17 protein-coding genes are annotated in these 17,288 nt (G+C 60.8%); 5 read left to right on the forward strand and 12 right to left on the reverse strand.

The window, feature by feature from the left end:
• Both AYR66_RS20130 and AYR66_RS20135 read left to right on the forward strand, forming a co-directional pair.
• Window positions 1-842, forward strand: an 842-nt coding sequence (locus AYR66_RS20130) for an FAD-binding protein (RefSeq protein ID WP_141104112.1), incomplete at its 5' end; no start/stop codon positions are given.
• Window positions 843-999: 157 nt separating this feature from the next.
• Window positions 1,000-2,274 (forward strand): EAL and HDOD domain-containing protein, encoded by a 1,275-nt coding sequence (locus AYR66_RS20135; protein ID WP_088708976.1) that lies wholly within the window; start codon window positions 1,000-1,002, stop codon window positions 2,272-2,274.
• Between the two features lie 53 nt (window positions 2,275-2,327).
• Here AYR66_RS20135 and nadC read toward each other — a convergent pair whose 3' ends face one another.
• Both nadC and nadA read right to left on the reverse strand, forming a co-directional pair.
• Window positions 2,328-3,194, reverse strand: a complete 867-nt coding sequence (gene nadC / locus AYR66_RS20140; RefSeq protein WP_088708977.1) for a carboxylating nicotinate-nucleotide diphosphorylase — start codon at window positions 3,192-3,194, stop codon at window positions 2,328-2,330.
• A complete protein-coding gene (gene nadA, locus AYR66_RS20145) occupies window positions 3,191-4,330 on the reverse strand; it encodes a quinolinate synthase NadA (RefSeq protein WP_088708978.1) in 1,140 nt (379 codons plus the stop codon). Before nadA ends, nadC begins: the two co-directional genes overlap by 4 nt.
• Window positions 4,331-4,634: 304 nt before the next feature.
• Here nadA and AYR66_RS20150 point away from each other — a divergent pair, with 304 nt between their 5' ends.
• A complete protein-coding gene (locus AYR66_RS20150) occupies window positions 4,635-5,180 on the forward strand; it encodes a hypothetical protein (protein WP_206047237.1) in 546 nt (181 codons plus the stop codon).
• Window positions 5,181-5,183: 3 nt separating this feature from the next.
• Here the strand turns inward: AYR66_RS20150 and AYR66_RS20155 are convergent, their stop codons facing one another.
• Window positions 5,184-6,782 carry an ABC-F family ATPase gene (locus AYR66_RS20155; RefSeq protein WP_088708979.1) on the reverse strand — a complete coding sequence of 533 codons (1,599 nt, stop codon included), beginning with the start codon at window positions 6,780-6,782 and terminating at the stop codon, window positions 5,184-5,186.
• 67 nt (window positions 6,783-6,849) lie between these two features.
• The gene (locus AYR66_RS20160; RefSeq protein ID WP_088708980.1) at window positions 6,850-7,761 is read right to left on the reverse strand and encodes a 2-dehydro-3-deoxygalactonokinase; all 912 of its coding nucleotides are present in this window, start codon (window positions 7,759-7,761) and stop codon (window positions 6,850-6,852) included.
• 149 nt (window positions 7,762-7,910) lie between these two features.
• Between AYR66_RS20160 and AYR66_RS20165 the strand changes: the two genes are divergently transcribed.
• Complete coding sequence (locus AYR66_RS20165) at window positions 7,911-8,801, forward strand: aldose 1-epimerase (RefSeq protein WP_088708981.1); 891 nt, start codon at window positions 7,911-7,913, stop codon at window positions 8,799-8,801.
• On the opposite strand, the gene ldcA is transcribed toward AYR66_RS20165, so the two are convergent.
• The 8 genes from ldcA to guaB form a co-directional block, all read right to left on the reverse strand.
• Window positions 8,790-9,701: a muramoyltetrapeptide carboxypeptidase gene (gene ldcA, locus AYR66_RS20170; protein ID WP_088708982.1), complete on the reverse strand. Its 912-nt coding sequence runs from the start codon at window positions 9,699-9,701 to the stop codon at window positions 8,790-8,792. The genes AYR66_RS20165 and ldcA overlap by 12 nt on opposite strands.
• 39 nt (window positions 9,702-9,740) lie before the next feature.
• Window positions 9,741-10,652 (reverse strand): alpha/beta fold hydrolase, encoded by a 912-nt coding sequence (locus AYR66_RS20175; RefSeq protein ID WP_088708983.1) that lies wholly within the window; start codon window positions 10,650-10,652, stop codon window positions 9,741-9,743.
• Window positions 10,653-10,818: 166 nt separating this feature from the next.
• Window positions 10,819-11,310, reverse strand: a complete 492-nt coding sequence (gene tadA / locus AYR66_RS20180; RefSeq protein ID WP_088708984.1) for a tRNA adenosine(34) deaminase TadA — start codon at window positions 11,308-11,310, stop codon at window positions 10,819-10,821.
• A 1-nt stretch (window position 11,311) separates the two neighbouring features.
• Window positions 11,312-11,761, reverse strand: coding sequence for a 6-carboxytetrahydropterin synthase QueD (queD, locus tag AYR66_RS20185; RefSeq protein ID WP_088708985.1), 450 nt, complete (start codon window positions 11,759-11,761; stop codon window positions 11,312-11,314).
• Window positions 11,762-11,766: 5 nt separating this feature from the next.
• The gene (gene queE, locus AYR66_RS20190; protein WP_088708986.1) at window positions 11,767-12,402 is read right to left on the reverse strand and encodes a 7-carboxy-7-deazaguanine synthase; all 636 of its coding nucleotides are present in this window, start codon (window positions 12,400-12,402) and stop codon (window positions 11,767-11,769) included.
• A 100-nt stretch (window positions 12,403-12,502) separates the two neighbouring features.
• Window positions 12,503-14,083 carry a glutamine-hydrolyzing GMP synthase gene (gene guaA / locus AYR66_RS20195; RefSeq protein ID WP_088708987.1) on the reverse strand — a complete coding sequence of 527 codons (1,581 nt, stop codon included), beginning with the start codon at window positions 14,081-14,083 and terminating at the stop codon, window positions 12,503-12,505.
• 16 nt (window positions 14,084-14,099) lie between these two features.
• Window positions 14,100-15,125 carry a sensor domain-containing diguanylate cyclase gene (locus AYR66_RS20200; protein WP_088708988.1) on the reverse strand — a complete coding sequence of 342 codons (1,026 nt, stop codon included), beginning with the start codon at window positions 15,123-15,125 and terminating at the stop codon, window positions 14,100-14,102.
• 33 nt (window positions 15,126-15,158) lie between these two features.
• The gene (guaB, locus tag AYR66_RS20205) at window positions 15,159-16,619 is read right to left on the reverse strand and encodes an IMP dehydrogenase (protein ID WP_088708989.1); all 1,461 of its coding nucleotides are present in this window, start codon (window positions 16,617-16,619) and stop codon (window positions 15,159-15,161) included.
• A gap of 152 nt (window positions 16,620-16,771) precedes the next feature.
• Between guaB and AYR66_RS20210 the strand changes: the two genes are divergently transcribed.
• Window positions 16,772-17,272 (forward strand): DUF4124 domain-containing protein, encoded by a 501-nt coding sequence (locus tag AYR66_RS20210; protein WP_088708990.1) that lies wholly within the window; start codon window positions 16,772-16,774, stop codon window positions 17,270-17,272.
• The last annotated feature ends 16 nt before the right edge of the window (window positions 17,273-17,288 follow it).

The following is a 17,288-nucleotide window of genomic DNA, read 5'->3' on the forward strand; positions in this document are numbered from 1 at the left end:
CGGTGCGCGGCGAAGGCGGCTTGCTCAAGCTGCCCGCCGAAGCAGGCGCGTCTGCCGGCCGGCGCTTCATGCCGTCGCATGACGATCGCGCCGAACTCGCCCCGCGCGATGTCGTCGCACGCGCCATCGACTTCGAAATGAAGAAGCGCGGCCTGGACTACGTCGACCTCGACATCAGTCACCAGCCCCCGGAATTCCTGAAGGAACATTTCCCGACCATCTATTCCCGCTGCCTGGAACTCGGCATCGACATCACGAAGCAGCCAATCCCGGTAGTTCCCGCCGCCCACTACACTTGCGGCGGCGTGGTGACCGACATGTACGGCCGGACCGACCTGCCCGGCCTGTACGCCGTCGGCGAGACAGGCTATACCGGCCTCCACGGCGCCAACCGCCTGGCTTCCAATTCCCTGCTCGAATGCCTGGTGCTGGGTCGTGCGGCGGCGCAGCATATTGAACAGCAGCCGAAGCCGAAGTCGATCGCCCTGCCCGCCTGGGACGAAAGCCGCGTGACCGACGCCGACGAGGAAGTGGTCATTGCGCACAACTGGGACGAACTGCGCCGCTTCATGTGGAACTACGTCGGCATCGTGCGGACGACCAAGCGCCTGGAACGCGCCCAGCACCGCATCGGACTGCTGCGCGAGGAGATTTACGAGTACTACTCGCATTTCCGCATCACGCGCGACTTGCTGGAACTGCGCAACCTGGTCGACGTCGCCTCCATGATTGTGGACAGCGCCCTCTCCCGCCGTGAAAGCCGCGGCTTGCATTTCAGCCAGGACTTCCCCGAGACCCTGCCGAAGGCCCTGCCAACTGTCCTGACACCCGCGCCCAGGTAGTTGCAGATGCGGCGATAGCGAAACGCCTCCTTCGGGAGGCGTTTTCATTAGTAAATTTTCAATTGGGAAATCTATTTCCGGTTGTACTCTAATAGTGTGATCCAGCCCCTGATCCAAAGAAGTTCGGCCCTGTTCAACGCGTCCAGACGGTGAGCCCATGTCCGACATCGCTGCAGATCCTTCCTTCCACGGTGCGCGCGCCAGAGACTTTTTCCTTGCCCGCCAACCCATCCTCAACCGCGGACAGGGCCTCGTCGCCTACGAACTCCTGTTTCGCCGCGCCGATGCGGGCACGGCCAGCGTGATCGACGACCTTGCAGCCACCGCCGCCGTGATCGAACACGCCACCGAACTCGGTATGGAAAACGTGATCGGCGGCTCACTCGGATTCGTCAACATTGACAAGACGGTGCTGATGAGCGACTTCGTGCAGTTCCTGCCCAGGGACAAAGTCGTCCTCGAAATCCTTGAAACGGTAAAGGTGACCAGCGAAGTGATCGAGCGCGTCACCGAACTCAGGAAGGCCGGCTATACCTTCGCGCTGGACGACGTCATCAACGAATCCGAAGACGTGCGCATGCTGCTGCCGCATGTGGACATCATCAAGGTGGACATCGCGGGACTGCCCCCTTCGACGTTGACCGAACTCAGCACTCGCTTTCGTAGCGCCAGGAAGAAACTGCTCGCCGAAAAGGTCGAGAACATCGACGAATACAAGCGTTGCCTGGAGCTCGGGTTTGACTATTTCCAGGGCTACTATTTCGCCAAACCCGCTGTACTGAGCGGTAAGAAGCTGTCTCCCTCGCAAGTAGCGCTGCTGCGCCTCATGTCCCAGCTCAGTTCGGACGCCGACAATGCCGTCGTCGAACGCACGATCAAGCAGGATGCGTCGCTGGGCATCACTCTGCTGCGCATGGCCAATTCGCCGGCGCTCGGCACCGGCCATCGCATCAAGTCTCTCGCGCAAGCGCTGATGTTGCTCGGCCGCCGGCAGCTCCAGCGCTGGGTGCAGATCCTGCTCTATGCGGAACCGATGAAAGCGACCGGCCTGCTCTCGCCGCTGCTCGTGCTGGCCACGACGCGCGGCAAGCTGCTCGAACTGATGGCGGACCGCATTGCGCCGCGCAACCGGAATATGGCCGATGTCGCCTTCACGGTGGGAATCATGTCGCTGATGGATGCGCTGTTCGACCAGCCCATGGCCAAGATCCTCGAGCAGATGCTGGTGGACGACGCAGTGCGGGATGCCCTGCTGGAACGCGAAGGCGTGTATGGGGAAATGCTGCAGCTGGCGGAATACATGGAACAGCTCGATGAATACAGCCGACAGCTATTTCCCGCCCTTGACGGCCTGAGCCTCAGTCACGAAGACTTGTGCGACATTCAGCTGGAGGCGTATGCCTGGAGCGAACAGGTGTCGCACCAGGCTTGAGAGCCTGTTCGGCATCTTTTTTGCATGCCAAAAAGATACCGAACAGGCTCTGACTAACCGACGATACGCAGGGAATAGTCGGTCGCGCGCACGTCCTTGGTCAGGGCACCAATGGAGATCCGGTCGACGCCGGTTTCGGCGATGGCGCGCAGCGTGCCCATGTTCACGCCGCCCGAGGCTTCCAGCAATGCCCGGCAATCCGTGATCCTGACCGCGTCGCGCATCATGTCGAGCGAGAAGTTGTCGAGCAGGACGGAGGTGGCGCCTGCTGCCAGTGCTTCTTCCAGCTCCGCCAGGTTTTCAACCTCGACCTGGATCGTCACACCCGCATGCAGTGCGATCGCCGCCTGCATGGCTGCCGTGATGCCGCCTGCCGCAGCGATGTGGTTTTCCTTGATCAGGATGCCGTCATACAGTGCCAGACGCTGGTTCTTGCCACCACCCACGCGTACCGCGTATTTCTGCGCGAGCCGCATGCCCGGCAGCGTCTTGCGGGTATCGAGGACGGAAGCGCGCGTGCCCTTCACCACGTCGGCGTATTGACGGGTTACGCTGGCGACGCCTGACAGGAGCTGGAGGAAATTCAGCGCCGTACGCTCAGCCGTGAGCAGCGCGCGGGCCGGCGCTTCGATCGCGCAGACTTCGCTGTCGGCCGTCATCGAATCGCCTTCGGCATAGCGCCAGTCGATGCGGATGCGCGGGTCGAGCTGGGTCATCACGCCTTCGAACCATGGGGCGCCGCACAGCACGGCTGCTTCGCGCACAATGACGCGGGCCTTCACCCATTCGTTTTCCGGCACCAGCAGGCCGGTCACGTCGCCGGTGCCGACGTCTTCCGACAGTGCGGCGGCGATGTTGGATTCAAAAGCTGCGGCGAGCGCCGCGTCAAAAGGGGCAAACGGGTTCTTCAGGGTGCTCATGCGGGTCCGATTCCTGCAAACAGTTTTTGTTCTTTTGCCAGGTCGCCGCTCGGGCGAACGTTGGCTTTGCGTGCTGCAGCGAAGGCCAGCATGCGGTCGATGCAGACATACGCCTTGCGGCCGGTTTCCGGATCGACGTGGATTTCATTCTTCCCGGTTTCCAGCACCTCGGCCAGGTTCTCCAGGCCGTTCATGGCCATCCATGGGCAGTGCGCGCAGCTCTTGCAGGTGGCGCTGTTGCCTGCCGTCGGCGCATCGATGAAGCGCTTGCCGGGCGCGGCCATGCGCATCTTGTGCAGGATGCCGTTGTCGGTGGCGACAATGAACTCTTCGGCATCGAGTGACTTCGCCGCCGCAATGAGCTGCGAGGTCGAGCCGACCACGTCGGCCTGGGCTACGACTGCTTCCGGCGACTCCGGATGCACCAGCACCTTGGCATTCGGATGATCCTTGCGCAGCAGTTCCAGTTCGATGCCCTTGAACTCGTCATGCACCAGGCAGGAGCCCTGCCACAGCAGCATGTCCGCACCGGTCTTTTTCTGGATGTAGCTGCCGAGGTGCTTGTCCGGTGCCCACAGGATCTTCTTGCCCTGTGCGTGCAGGTGTTCGACGATTTCCAAACCGATCGACGACGTCACCATCCAGTCGGCGCGGGCCTTCACGGCAGCGCTGGTATTGGCATAGACCACGACGGTCCGGTCGGGATGGGCATCGCAGAAGGCGGCGAATTCATCCGCCGGGCAGCCGAGGTCGAGCGAACAGGTCGCATCGAGGTCCGGCATCAGGATGGTCTTATCAGGACTCAGGATCTTGGCCGTTTCTCCCATGAACTTCACTCCAGCCACCACCAGCGTCTTGGCCGGATGGTCGCGGCCGAAACGGGCCATTTCCAGTGAATCCGATACGCAGCCGCCGGTTTCCTCGGCCAAGTCCTGCAGGTCGGCATCGACATAATAGTGGGCGACGAGCACGGCCTGCTTTTCTTTCAGCAGGCGCCTGATCTTGTCCTTGAGCGCTGCCTTTTCTTCAGGCGAAGGGGCGAACGGCACGCGGGCCCAGGCATTGGCGACGCAACTGGTGCCCGCCTCCATTTGCGGACGTTCGAATTCGACGGTCTTGATGGGTTGAATCTGCATGATAGTGACGCAAAAATCCGCGGAAAACGCTAAAACGGCAAGTATGCCTCATAACACCGAACTAAGGGTCGCAACGGGTATTTCAAGCGGATTCCATCGTTTGTGCACATATGATGCATTTTTGCCAAAGAAAATTGACGAATATCAGATCTTGCGCATTTTTGATGTTTCCCCATGTCAATTTTTCATTTACGCAACTTGCGGACGGAGTCATACTGATCTTGCCTGACATCCATGCCGGAACCAACACAGAGTGGCGGCGGAAAAATCACAACAGGGCATACATTCAGGGGGAGACGAACCCGTGACGCATCGCATTTTCGACAAGTCCGACAAGGGTCGGGAAGAAATCGCCACACGCAAACACCAGCTGCCGATGCGGCTGCGGACCTTGCTCGTGATGGTGGACGGCAAGCAAACCGATGAGGAACTGCTCAAGAAGGTGGCCGGACTCGGCTTGAATGAAGAGAGTTTTTCCGAGTTGCTGGCGAACGGTTTTATCCAGCTCGCCGCCACGTCGCCGCCGGCCCCAGTCGCGGTGACTCCTGCACCGCAACCGGAAGCCGCGCTGGATGGATCCGCGCAGTTCCAGGCGATTTACCAGTTCTATACCGAAACCATCAAAAGCACCATCGGGCTGCGTGGCTACACCCTCCAATTGAAGGTGGAAAAGGCCGGCTCCATCGACGAGTTCCGCGCCCTCCGCGATCCCTATCTCGAGGCCGTTCTGAAAGCCAAAGGCCAGGAAATGGCACGCAGCCTCGGTGGACGCCTAGACCAGTTGCTGGCGCCAGGCGGCGCCGCGGCCAACAGCACGATCATCGGACTGAACGCACTGCTGGCGGACTAGGCCTTACTCGATGCCCTGGCTGGTAAGGTACTCTTCGTAGCCGCCGTGGAAGTCGATCACTTCGCCGTCGCGGACTTCGAGGATGCGGGTCGCGAGTGAAGAAACGAATTCCCGGTCGTGCGACACAAAGATCAGCGTGCCGGCATATTTATCCAGCGCGATGTTGAGCGACTCGATGGATTCCATGTCCATGTGGTTGGTCGGTTCATCCATCAGCAGGACGTTGTGACGGCCCAGCATCAGCTTGCCGTACATCATGCGGCCCTTCTCGCCGCCCGACAGCACCTTCACCGACTTTTTCACGTCGTCCCCGGAGAACAGCAGGCGGCCGAGGATCGAGCGCACTGCCTGGTCGTCGTCGCCCTCCTTCGTCCACTGTCCCATCCAGTCCGTCAGGTTCTTGTCGATCGCGAATTCCTCGGTCGGATCCTGCGGCATGTACCCGACGTTGGCGTTTTCGGCCCACTTGGAGATACCTGCGTCCACCTCCATCGCGCATACGTCACCGCCAATGCTGCGCAGCAGTGTGGTCTTGCCCGCGCCATTGGCTCCAATGATCGCGATCTTTTCACCGGCTTCCACCAGAATGTTGAAGTTCTTGAAAATCGTGCGGTCGTAGGACTTCGACAAACCTTCCACTTCAACCGCTTGGCGGTGCAGCTTCTTCTCGCCTTCGAAGCGGATGAACGGCTCCTGACGGCTGGATGGCTTGATGTCCTCCACCTTGATCTTCTCGATCTGCTTGGCGCGCGATGTCGCCTGGCGCGCCTTGGACTTGTTGGCCGAGAAGCGGCGCACGAATTCCTGCAGTTCGGCCACGCGTTCCTTGGCCTTGGCGTTGGCCGCCAGTACCTGGGCACGCGCCTGTGACGAAGCGAGCATGTAGTCGTCGTAGTTGCCCGGATAGACCTTCAGGGTGCCGTAATCCATGTCGGCCATGTGCGTGCACACCTGGTTGAGGAAGTGGCGGTCATGGGAAATGATGATCATGGTGGAGTTGCGCTCGTTGAGCACATCCTCCAGCCAGCGAATGGTGTTGATGTCGAGGTTGTTGGTCGGCTCGTCGAGCAGCAGGATGTCCGGATTGGAGAACAGCGCCTGCGCCAGCAGCACGCGCAACTTCCAGCCGGGGGCGATGTTGCTCATCGGCCCCTGGTGCTGGTCGAGTGGAATGCCGACGCCAAGCAACAGCTCGCCGGCGCGCGCTTCGGCGGTGTAGCCGTCGTACTCGGCAAACTTCGCCTCGAGGTCGGCGGCACGCATGTAATCCTCGTCGGTGGCGTCCGGATTGGCGTAGATGGCGTCGCGGTCGGACATGGCGGCCCACATCTCGGTATGGCCCATCATGACCACGTCGAGCACGCGCATTTCCTCATACGCGAACTGGTCCTGGCGCAGCTTGCCCAGGCGTTCGTTCGGATCCAGCATGACGGTGCCGCCGGACGGTTCCAGGTCGCCGCCAAGGATCTTCATGAACGTGGACTTGCCGCAGCCATTGGCGCCGATCAGGCCATAGCGGTTGCCCTCGCCGAATTTGACGGAAATGTTTTCAAACAGCGGCTTGGGGCCGAACTGCATGGTGATGTTTGCGGTGGAAAGCACGGGAAAAACCTTTTGCGGGAAAATCGGGAATAACCCGACATTTTACCATTCCATGCCCATTTCCCTATCACTTCGCGGGAAGGCCGAACAAAACACCAAGGGCGGCAACATATGCGCTATCAAGTTGCCATGCGCGAGCGGGAATGCCGAGCAGTTCCAGCGCGTTCAGGTAGCGCGAAGCCAGTGCCGGCGCGCCCATTACCTGAACCGGCTCGGAGAATGCGTCGCCGGCTTTTTTCACCATCTCGAACAATTCGGCGCCGATCAACAGGCCTGACAGGAACGAGGCTGCATGCGAATCCGGCATCATGCCGCAGGCAATCATCGCGTCGCAGCTGCTTGCCATATGGGTAAAACCGCCCTGTCGCGCCGCGCGCAATCCACTTGCGAATGCTTCCGGCACGGTGGTTTTGCATGCATCCCCGGCGTGCAGCGTGCCCTGGTTGCTCAGGAGACTAAACAGATCGCCGGTCATGAAAGTCATGAACTCGGTAATGCGGCCGTCGCTCACATGTACCCATTTGCTGCGCGCTTCCGGCAGCAGGAACCAGCCACCGGAACCGCCCAGTTCGCATCCGCCCAGCACAAGGGTTTCCTCTCCGCGCATGATGTCGGGCAAACCGTGCGAGTCGATATAGCGATATCCGGGGACAACTCGCAGCCGAGTTCCACGGATGGCGGTTTCAATCGGCACCATTGCTTGGTCGAGACGGGTCAGCGGGTGTTCGATTGCAAGGAATGGTGTGTCCTTCCAGCCGTTCCGGCCGCCTGCCATGCCGGTCAGGATGACGTCGGCGCTATCGATTTCAAGTGCTTCCAGCAATGCGCGCAACGACGCTTCGTATCCCTCCGTCATCAGCTGGGTGCCCATCCTGTCCTCGTGCCGCCGGACCAGCCCGCCACCGGGATCAAGAATCCAGACCTTGCGATGAGTCATGCCCCAGTCAATACCGACCAACGCAGTTGATTGTCCCTTCATCGTCTTTCCGCCGAAAAAGCCCTAACGCAGTGCTCAACCAATGAGGCAGGCCGATGACGGCGCGAGTTCCCCAAGCTGTTTCCAAGGCAAGTGGAACGCAGAGCGCCGGGCGGTGGTCTATTTCCGTCCTTACCGGATGAGGTACGCCCATGACTGCCGAACTCATTACACTGGAAAACGACGTCCAATACCTGCAACTTACGCCGGAAATGGGCGGCGGCGTCACGGCCTGGAATTGGAAGAATGATGGAAGCGTGGCGCATCTGTTCCGCCCTTGGGACGGAGGATCTGGCGACCGCTACAGCCTTGCCTGCTTTCCTCTCGTGCCTTGGGCCAACCGCATTACGCAGGGCGGATTCGAGTTTGAGGGAAAATTCCATCAGATCCACACCAACCGGACGGAAGAGCATTTCCCCATTCATGGAAGCGGCTGGCTTCAGCCATGGCAGGTGGCGGAGCGCGGCGAAGGACGCATTCGACTGTCGCTGGAGTCACGAAGCTTCGACGGCAATCCTTATCACTATCGCAGCACGCAAACCTTCCTGTTGCTTGCGGACGGCCTGCAGATCGACCTGACGGTCACCAACCTCGGGACTGCAACCATGCCTTTCGGGCTTGGCCTCCATCCATACTTCGTGCGCAATGGGCAAACACGGCTGATGTTCAAGGCCTCGGGCGTCTGGCTGCATGAGAAGGACCCGACCGCCATCGAATTCGCAACCACCTTCCCGCCGACGTGGGACTACAACCAGGGCGGCGTGCTCGATGGCCCGATGATTGACGCCTGCTACACAGGCTGGAACGGCAAGGCAGTGATCGAATACCCGGATCGCCGGTTGTCGATCACGATGGTCATGCCGGACTGCAATGGCTATGTGGTTTTCCATCGGCCGGCGGATTCGGATTTCTTCTCGCTGGAACCGGTCACGCATCCTTCGGATGCGTTCCACATGCCGGACCAACCGGGTCTCGTCTACCTGACCCACGGCGACAGCTTTGCACTGCGCACGAAATTCCTGGTCGGGCCGCTAACCGCCTAGGCAAGGGTAAGCGCTCATCGTCAGCGAGCAGTGCCGGCCGTCAGAACGAAGGCGCGCCTGGCTGCCGACCACCAGGGTCGCCTTCTCGCGGACGTGCCCGAAAGGTAGGCCCGTCAACACGGGCACTCCCAGCCGTGCACGCAGGTAGGCAAGCATGGATGCAAAGGTGTAGCCATTGTCGTATTCCGTCAGCGTGTAGCTCGAGAAATCACCGAACACCACTGCCTTCTGATCCAGCAGACCGGCGTATTGCATCTGAAGCAGCATGCGCTCGATGCGGTACGGATGCTCGTTCACATCCTCGATAAAGAGGATGCCACCGTTAATACGTTGCAGATAAGGTGTGCCAATCAGGTGGGTCAGCATTGTCAGGTTGCCACCCCAAAGCGCTCCCGAAACATCCAGTTCGGGATTGCCCTCTGCTTCGAATGCAATGGTATGCGACGGTCCGCGAACGCAGCGCCAGAAATGGTCCAGGGTGAAGTCGCTCGGATCGTCGCGCGAGAAATCGATGCAAACCATGGGACCGGCAAAACTCGGTGTTCCGCCCTCTGCAAGCAGCGCCATATGCAAAGCCGTGAAATCGCTGTGGCCGACAAACAGCTTGCCGCTTGTCGCCAGCAGCTTCATGTCGAGCGCCGGAAGGATGCGCGACATGCCATAGCCGCCGCGCAGGGCCAGGATGACCTGCACATCAGGATCCTCGGCAGCCTTGTGCAGCGCGCGGACGCGCTCCTCATCGGTGCCGCCGAAGCGCTCGTGCTTCTTGTCGGGATCGTAGTACTCGCGCACTGTGCATCCTGCAGCACGCAAGCGTTCGATGCCCCGCACATAGCTGGAAAGGTCCGGCGCATAGCCGCTAGGCGCGGCAATCGCCACGCCGATATTGCTCATGTCCATCTGTGAAGTCTTCTGGTGTGTCGCCTGACGCTATTGTAGCTAGGCGCTACGCACTTCAGGTTCGCCGCCCGCCTTGCAGTGCTCGGCGATCATCCCCGACAGGAGTCCGTCGAGCGCGGGCGGAAAGTCGTGTCCCATGCCTTCGATGATCTTCAGCGTCGACCCGCGCACGCAATGCGCAACGTCACGGCCGCACGCAAGCGGAACCAGTGGGTCGTCGGTGCCGTGGATGACCAGGGTTGGCACCTTGATGGTGCGCAGTAGCGCCACCTGGTCGCCCGACGACGTTACCGCCATCATCTGCCGTGCGGTGCCGCTCACGCATACATTGCGACGCACGCTTTGCTCCACGCGCCTGCGCAGCTCGGCTTCCGGCACCGGATAACGTGTGCCACCCAACAAGCGGAACAGCTCCACGTTATGGTCGATTACGCTGTTGATGTCGCGCGGGTTCTTTGGCCGGGAAAACATCGCATGTCCTGCCGCCATGGAAGGTCCGGGCAAGCCCGGCCGGCCGCTGGTGGACATGATCGAAGTCAGCGACAGCACGCGTTCCGGGTGGCGGCCCGCGATGATTTGCGCAATCATGCCGCCCATGGACGCGCCGACGATGTGCGCCTTTTCAATTTCGAGCGCATCGAGCAGGCAGACGCCATCCTTCGCCATGTCGTACAAGGTATAGCCGCTGAACAGCGGCATGTGGAACAACGACTTGAAGAAAGCCATTTGCAGGTTGGGCTTGCCGAACTGTTCCATCTTGGTCGACAGACCGCTGTCACGGTTGTCGAACCGGATGACACGTAAGCCCTCCGAAGTCAGTCCCTTGCAGAATGCATCCGGCCATGAAATGAGCTGCAAACCCAGGCCGGCGATGAGCAGGACCGCTTCCCCCTTCGGGTCGCCCTGCGTGTCGTAGGCCAGCTGGATGCCGTTTGCTGCGGTAGTTGGCAAAGGTGTTCCTTCCCGTATTTGTGTCGTGCCGCCTTCACCTGATGCGGCAGTGACGGAAGATTGCAATCCTCATGCCGACGCCGATTTGCCCGGCAATGAAGGCTCGCCGGCCCGGGGCGTGTAAATTCGGCACGCCCGCATGGAAAAACTTCCCGCCGATCCGCGCTCAGCCCTTGGTACCGACCGCCTGGTCCATCATCCGCTGGGCCGCGCGCCGACGTTCCGCGAAGAATTCCTTCAGCAGCGTGCCGCACTCTTCGGCCATCACGCCGCCCACCACCTCGGTGTGGTGATTCAATTTTTCCTGCTCAAAAAGATTGACGACGGATCCGCATGCCCCGGTCTTGGGATCGGACGCACCAAAAACGACCCGTGCAAGGCGCGCATGCATCATTGCCCCGGCGCACATCGCGCAGGGTTCCAGTGTGACATAGAGTTCGCAGCCCGGCAGCCGGTAGTTCCCGAGGATTTCCGCTGCGGCCCGCAACGCCATGATTTCGGCGTGCGCCGTCGGGTCGTGCGTGCCAATGGGCTGATTGAACCCGGTCGCGACAATTTCCCCATCTTTCACCACCAATGCACCGACCGGCACTTCGCCCAGCGCCCAAGCATTGTGCGCCTGGGAAATCGCCTGTTGCATGTAGATGGCGTCCTGCATGTCAGTTGTCCGCGGTGATTTCAGCCCAGCAGTTCGGCGTTTCGTGCAGCACGAGCTTGTGCAGGTGCAGGCCGGTGCCATAGCGGTCTTTGTAGGCGGCATGCAGAATGTTGAAGGCGGTCCGGGCCAGGTTCTCCACAGTCGGAATACTGTCGATGATGACAGTCTTGTGCCCCGGAATGCTTTCGAGGAACTCGCGCACCGCGGTGTCCTTCGCATAGGCAAGAAAGGCATGGTCCCAGACGTCGACCAGGGTTTCCTTGGCGATCGCCTTCACATCGGAGAAGTCCATGATCATGCCATTGTCGGAACTGCCCTCTTGCTGGATGATGTCACCGACCAGGGTGATTTCCAGCGTGTAGCGGTGGCCGTGCAGGTTGCGGCATTGGCTCTTGTGGTCAGGAATGCGATGGCCGGCGTCGAATTCAAGCTTGCGGGTAATGGTCAGCATGGTATTCAGGGTATTTGCAGCAGTTTGTGTGTTTGCAGGCTCAGTTTCCACTTCGGGTTGGTGCGGCACATCTCGATCGCCAGGCGTGTATTGTGCGCGGCGTCGGGGCCGTCCATCGGCTGCAGGTAAAAATGGTCGAAGTCGAGCGATTCGTACGTCGCTACGTCCTGGTTTGCCTGCGGGATCACGACCTTGAGTTCGTTCCCGCGCCGGACCACCAGTTCCGAGCCGACCTTGGGACTCACGCAAATCCAGTCCACACCATCCGGTACGGCGATCGTGCCATTGGTTTCAATGGCAATCTCAAAGCCGCGCGCATGCATCGCCTCGATGAGCGCGCCATCGAGCTGGAGCAACGGCTCGCCGCCGGTGAACACGACGAACTTGCTCTTCGTGTAGGCAGCCGGCCACAGCGCGTCGATCGTTTCCGCCAGTGCGGCGCCGTCCGCAAATTTTCCGCCGCGCACGCCATCGGTGCCGACAAAATCGGTGTCGCAGAACTTGCAGATCGCCGACGCGCGGTCGCTTTCGCGGCCTGTCCACAGGTTGCAGCCCGCAAAGCGGCAGAACACGGCCGGACGGCCGGCATGCGTTCCCTCGCCCTGCAAGGTATAGAAGATTTCCTTGACGCTGTAAGTCAATTTGCGTTTCCAAATGCCGGGAGCCGTGCCGCAGGTTTCCACCCGCGCACGGCTTCATCCCGTTCGGTTCAGCCCCGGCGCAGTGCCGGGACGGGAATGCTTATTCCCACTCGATCGTTGCAGGCGGTTTGCCCGAAATGTCGTACACGACGCGGTTCAGGCCGCGCACTTCGTTGATGATACGGTTGGACACCTTGCCAAGCAGGTCGTGCGGCAGGTGCGCCCAATGCGCCGTCATGAAGTCCTGGGTTTGCACGGCGCGCAGCGCGACTACGTAGTCGTAGGTGCGTCCATCGCCCATCACGCCCACCGATTTCACCGGCAGGAAGACGGCAAACGCCTGGCTGGTCTTGTCGTACCAGGACCGGCCTTCCTCGTCGACAGCCGAGCGCAGCTCCTCGATGAAGATCGCATCGGCACGGCGCAGCAGGTCCGCATATTCCATCTTCACTTCGCCGAGAATGCGGACACCGAGGCCCGGGCCCGGGAACGGATGGCGGTACACCATGTCGTGCGGCAGGCCGAGCGCCACGCCGAGTTCGCGCACCTCGTCCTTGAACAGTTCGCGCAGCGGTTCCAGCAGCTTCAGGTTCAGCGTTTCCGGCAGGCCGCCGACGTTGTGGTGGCTCTTGATGGTGTGCGCGGTCTTCTTGCCCTTGCCGGCGCTTTCGATGACATCCGGGTAAATCGTGCCCTGTGCCAGCCACTTCGCATTCTTCAGCTTGCCGGCTTCAGCCTGGAAGACCTCGACAAACTCGCGGCCAATAATCTTGCGCTTCGCTTCCGGATCGGTCACGCCGGCCAGCTTGCCCATGAACTGCTCGGTGGCGTCCACGTGGATCACCTTCACGCCGAGGTTCTTGGCGAACATGTTCATGACCATTTCGCCTTCGTTCAGGCGCAGCAACCCGTGGTCGACAAACACGCAGGTCAGCTTGTCGCCGATCGCGCGATGGATCAGGGCGGCGGCCACACTGCTGTCCACGCCGCCGGACAGGCCGAGGATCACTTCGTCGTCGCCGACCTGCTTGCGGATCGCTTCGACCGCCTCAGAGATGTAGTCGGGCATGTTCCAGTCGGACTTGCAGCCGCAGATCTCGTGCACGAAGCGACCGAGGATGGCCTTGCCCTGGAACGTATGCGTGACTTCCGGATGGAACTGCACTGCGTACAGCTTGCGCTCCTCGTTCGCCATCGCCGCGATCGGGCAGTTGTCGGTCGATGCCATCAGCTTGAAGCCTGGGGGCATTTCGATGATCTTGTCGCCGTGGCTCATCCACACCTTCAGCATGCCGTGGCCCTCGGAGGTCACGAAATCGCTGATGCCGTTCAGCAGTGCCGTATGGCCGCGGGCGCGAACTTCCGCATAGCCGAATTCGCGCACCTTGCCCATCTCGACCTTGCCGCCGAGCTGTTCCGCCATGGTCTGCATGCCGTAGCAGATGCCGAGCACCGGAACGCCTGCCTCGAACACTGCCTGCGGCGCACGCGGCGTATCGCCCTCGGTCACCGAGTTCGGTCCGCCCGACAGGATGATGCCGGCGGCGCCATAGCTGCGGATGAAATCGTCGCTGACATCGTAGGGAAATACCTCGGAGAACACGCCTGCTTCACGCACGCGGCGTGCGATCAGCTGGGTTACCTGGGAACCGAAATCGAGAATGAGAATTTTGGAGTGCATGGATGTGCTTCTGCTATCAGGATAAATCTGGTGTCGCGGTCATGACACGGTTGCGTCCCGCATCTTTTGCCGCATAGAGGGCCACGTCGGCCCGGCTGATCAATTCTTCGGTGGTCGCCGTCGGGAACAGGTCCGTCGACGCAATACCGGCGCTGATTGTCAGGTTCAGCGATACATCGTTGATGGCCTCGGGCTGCGCCGCAATCGTCGCACGCATGCGCTCGGCCACGGCCTCGGCCGTCTTGTGGGACGACCCGGGCAGCACGATCAGGAACTCTTCGCCACCGTAACGCCCGAGGGCTTCCTGCGGTCGGATGCAAGAGCGAAGCCGGCTGGCCACCTTCACAAGGACCGCGTCACCCGCGGGATGTCCGTAGGTGTCGTTGATCCTCTTGAAATAGTCGAGGTCGGCAACGATCAGCGATAGCGGAACGCCTGCATTGTCGCACCGGATCGCCTCGATCGTCAGGATACGCATGATCGCGCCGCGGTTCCATGTTCCGATCAGCGGATCGATCAACGATTTCCTGCGCAAGTTCTTGTTCTTCTTTTCGAGTGCGAGCTGCGATGCATTCATGAACCGCATCTCCAGCTCGCGCTCGACCAGTGCAGCGAGGTCAGCCAGCGACTGGCGGTCGCTTTCCCGGAAAACCGGACGCGGCGAATGATCAACCAGGCAAATCCGTCCTGCCAGCGCCTTGTCCGGCCCATAGACCGGATGGGATGCATAAAACCGGATATGCGGACCTCCTGTCACATGGCGGTGCTGGCCAAGGGAGCGATGAATGCTGGCATCAGCCACCACCACCGGATGTTCCGAAGCCGAGATCTCGTGGCAGAACGCCGTTTCGATGTCGGCCATCGTGTCAACACCCGCTGGAGCCGGTGCATCCCCAAAGACGATGACGCAATTCGATACATTGAACAGTTTCTTGCCCAGGCGGCGAATGCGCTGCATCTGCTGGTCGCTCTCGATACATGCAGCCAGCGGCAGTCCGGACGGCGCGACCACGTCTGCTCGTCCAGAGGTGCCAGCCGTCATCGCAGCACTCCCGCAGCCATCCGGCAGAAAGCGTCACTCCGCACGGTAGTTCGGCGCTTCTTTCGTAATCTGGACATCGTGGACATGCGACTCACGCATGCCGGCCGACGTGATCTCCACGAATTCTGCCTTCTCGCGGAACTCGTCGATCGATGCGCAACCGCAGTAACCCATTGAGGAGCGCACGCCGCCCACCAGCTGGTAGAGAATCGCCAGGACGCTGCCCTTGTAGGGAACGCGGCCTTCGATGCCTTCGGGCACCAGCTTGTCGGCGTTATTTGCCGCATCCTGGAAGTAGCGGTCAGCAGAACCTTCGGACATCGCGCCGAGACTGCCCATGCCGCGATACGACTTGTATGAACGTCCCTGGTAAAGAATGACTTCGCCTGGCGCCTCTTCGGTGCCGGCAAACATGCTGCCCATCATGACGCTGGATGCGCCGGCCGCGAGGGCCTTGGCGATATCGCCGGAGAAGCGAATGCCACCGTCAGCGATGCACGGGATGCCGGTGCCCTTGAGCGCCTCGGCAACATTGGAAATAGCCGTGATCTGGGGTACGCCGACGCCAGCCACGATACGGGTGGTGCAAATGGAACCGGGGCCAATGCCGACCTTCACGCCGTCCGCGCCATGCTCGGCCAGCGCGATTGCAGCAGCAGCAGTAGCAATATTGCCGCCGATGACATCGACTTGCGGATAATTGGCCTTCACCCACCGCACGCGGTCCAGCACGCCCTTGGAGTGGCCATGCGCGGTATCAACGACGATGACATCGACGCCGGCCTTGACCAGCAGTTCAATGCGCTCGTCATTATCGGGACCAACACCGACAGCCGCACCGACGCGCAGCTTGCCGTGCTCGTCCTTGCTCGCATTCGGGTGCTCGGTCGCCTTCTGGATGTCTTTGACAGTAATGAGGCCGCGCAGCTCAAAGGCGTCGTTTACGACGATTACACGCTCAAGGCGGTGCTTGTTCATCAGGCGTTTTGCCTCTGCCAGGTCAGCGCCCTCCTTCACGTGCACCAGCTTTTCGCGCGGCGTCATCTTGGCGCGCACTTCCGCGTCCAGGTCTTCTTCGAAACGCAGGTCGCGGTTAGTGATGATGCCGACGACCATCTTGCCCTCCACGACCGGGAAGCCACTGATGCCATGTTGTTCACGCAGGGCGATCACGTCGCGGATGCGCATTGTCGGCGGAATCGTGATTGGATCGCGCAGCACGCCGGATTCGAAACGCTTCACCTTGGCGACTTCCCGCGCCTGGTCCTTCGGCTTAAGGTTCTTGTGAACGATGCCGATGCCGCCTTCCTGCGCCATGGCGATCGCCAGGCGTGCCTCGGTCACGGTATCCATTGCCGCGGAAAGAAGCGGAATGTTCAGCGTGATATTGCGCGACAGGCGCGTTTTCAGGGAGGTGTCTTTGGGAAGGATGTCCGAGTGTGCGGGGACGAGCAGCACGTCATCGAACGTGAGTGCTTTCTGGAGGAGACGCATAGTGATTCCTATAGGCGCAAAAGCGGATTATACAGTAATCCATCCAGTACGTCGTTTTTACATGCAATCCGGGAACACAGGCCCCTCCGGTTCATTGACAGCACGAACAAAGCGTGGCGAAATCCGGGCATACCCCGACACGAAGGAATCCGATGAAGCGCGCGCTGCTCCCGAACCTCCTCGCCGCTGGCGCAGCGGTGGCCGCACTGCTGCTACCGGTAGCAGCCTCCGCACAGTACATTTGGCTGGACGAAAAGGGTTCCAGGCATTATTCGGACATGCCGCCTCCGCCTTCGGTGCCGAGCAACCGCATTCTGAAGCAACCTGGCGCGCCGGCGAGCGCACAGCAAAACCCAGCCGACGAAAAACCGGCCAATGCCGCGAAAACCGCACCGACACTGGCCGAGCAGAATGCCGAGTTCCGCAAGCGTCGCGCAGATCAGGCGGAAAAGGAAAAGAAAGCTGCGGACGAGGCGGCCCGCGCGGCGGACAAGGCGAAGAACTGCGAACGGGCGCACGACTTCCAGCGCTTGCTTGACTCAGGCGAGCGCATTGCCCGCACCGACAAGAATGGAGAACGCACATTCTTGACAGATGAGCAACGCGCACGTGAATCACGCGAGAACCGGCAGACCCTCGCTGACTGCAAGTAATTTAAATTCACAAAAA

The organism is Noviherbaspirillum denitrificans (assembly GCF_002211445.1).
Classification (GTDB): Bacteria; Pseudomonadota; Gammaproteobacteria; order Burkholderiales; family Burkholderiaceae_D; genus Noviherbaspirillum; species Noviherbaspirillum denitrificans.

Excerpts from the sequence above, each read along its gene's own strand:
- AYR66_RS20135 (WP_088708976.1), top strand. The coding sequence starts at position 1,000 with ATGTCCGACATCGCTGCAGATCCTTCCTTCCACGGTGCGCGCGCCAGA.
- nadC (WP_088708977.1), bottom strand. The coding sequence starts at position 3,194 with ATGAGCACCCTGAAGAACCCGTTTGCCCCTTTTGACGCGGCGCTCGCC.
- nadA (WP_088708978.1), bottom strand. The coding sequence starts at position 4,330 with ATGCAGATTCAACCCATCAAGACCGTCGAATTCGAACGTCCGCAAATG.
- AYR66_RS20160 (WP_088708980.1), bottom strand. The coding sequence starts at position 7,761 with ATGAAGGGACAATCAACTGCGTTGGTCGGTATTGACTGGGGCATGACT.
- AYR66_RS20165 (WP_088708981.1), top strand. The coding sequence starts at position 7,911 with ATGACTGCCGAACTCATTACACTGGAAAACGACGTCCAATACCTGCAA.
- ldcA (WP_088708982.1), bottom strand. The coding sequence starts at position 9,701 with ATGGACATGAGCAATATCGGCGTGGCGATTGCCGCGCCTAGCGGCTAT.
- tadA (WP_088708984.1), bottom strand. The coding sequence starts at position 11,310 with ATGCAGGACGCCATCTACATGCAACAGGCGATTTCCCAGGCGCACAAT.
- queD (WP_088708985.1), bottom strand. The coding sequence starts at position 11,761 with ATGCTGACCATTACCCGCAAGCTTGAATTCGACGCCGGCCATCGCATT.
- guaA (WP_088708987.1), bottom strand. The coding sequence starts at position 14,083 with ATGCACTCCAAAATTCTCATTCTCGATTTCGGTTCCCAGGTAACCCAG.
- AYR66_RS20200 (WP_088708988.1), bottom strand. The coding sequence starts at position 15,125 with ATGACGGCTGGCACCTCTGGACGAGCAGACGTGGTCGCGCCGTCCGGA.
- guaB (WP_088708989.1), bottom strand. The coding sequence starts at position 16,619 with ATGCGTCTCCTCCAGAAAGCACTCACGTTCGATGACGTGCTGCTCGTC.
- AYR66_RS20210 (WP_088708990.1), top strand. The coding sequence starts at position 16,772 with ATGAAGCGCGCGCTGCTCCCGAACCTCCTCGCCGCTGGCGCAGCGGTG.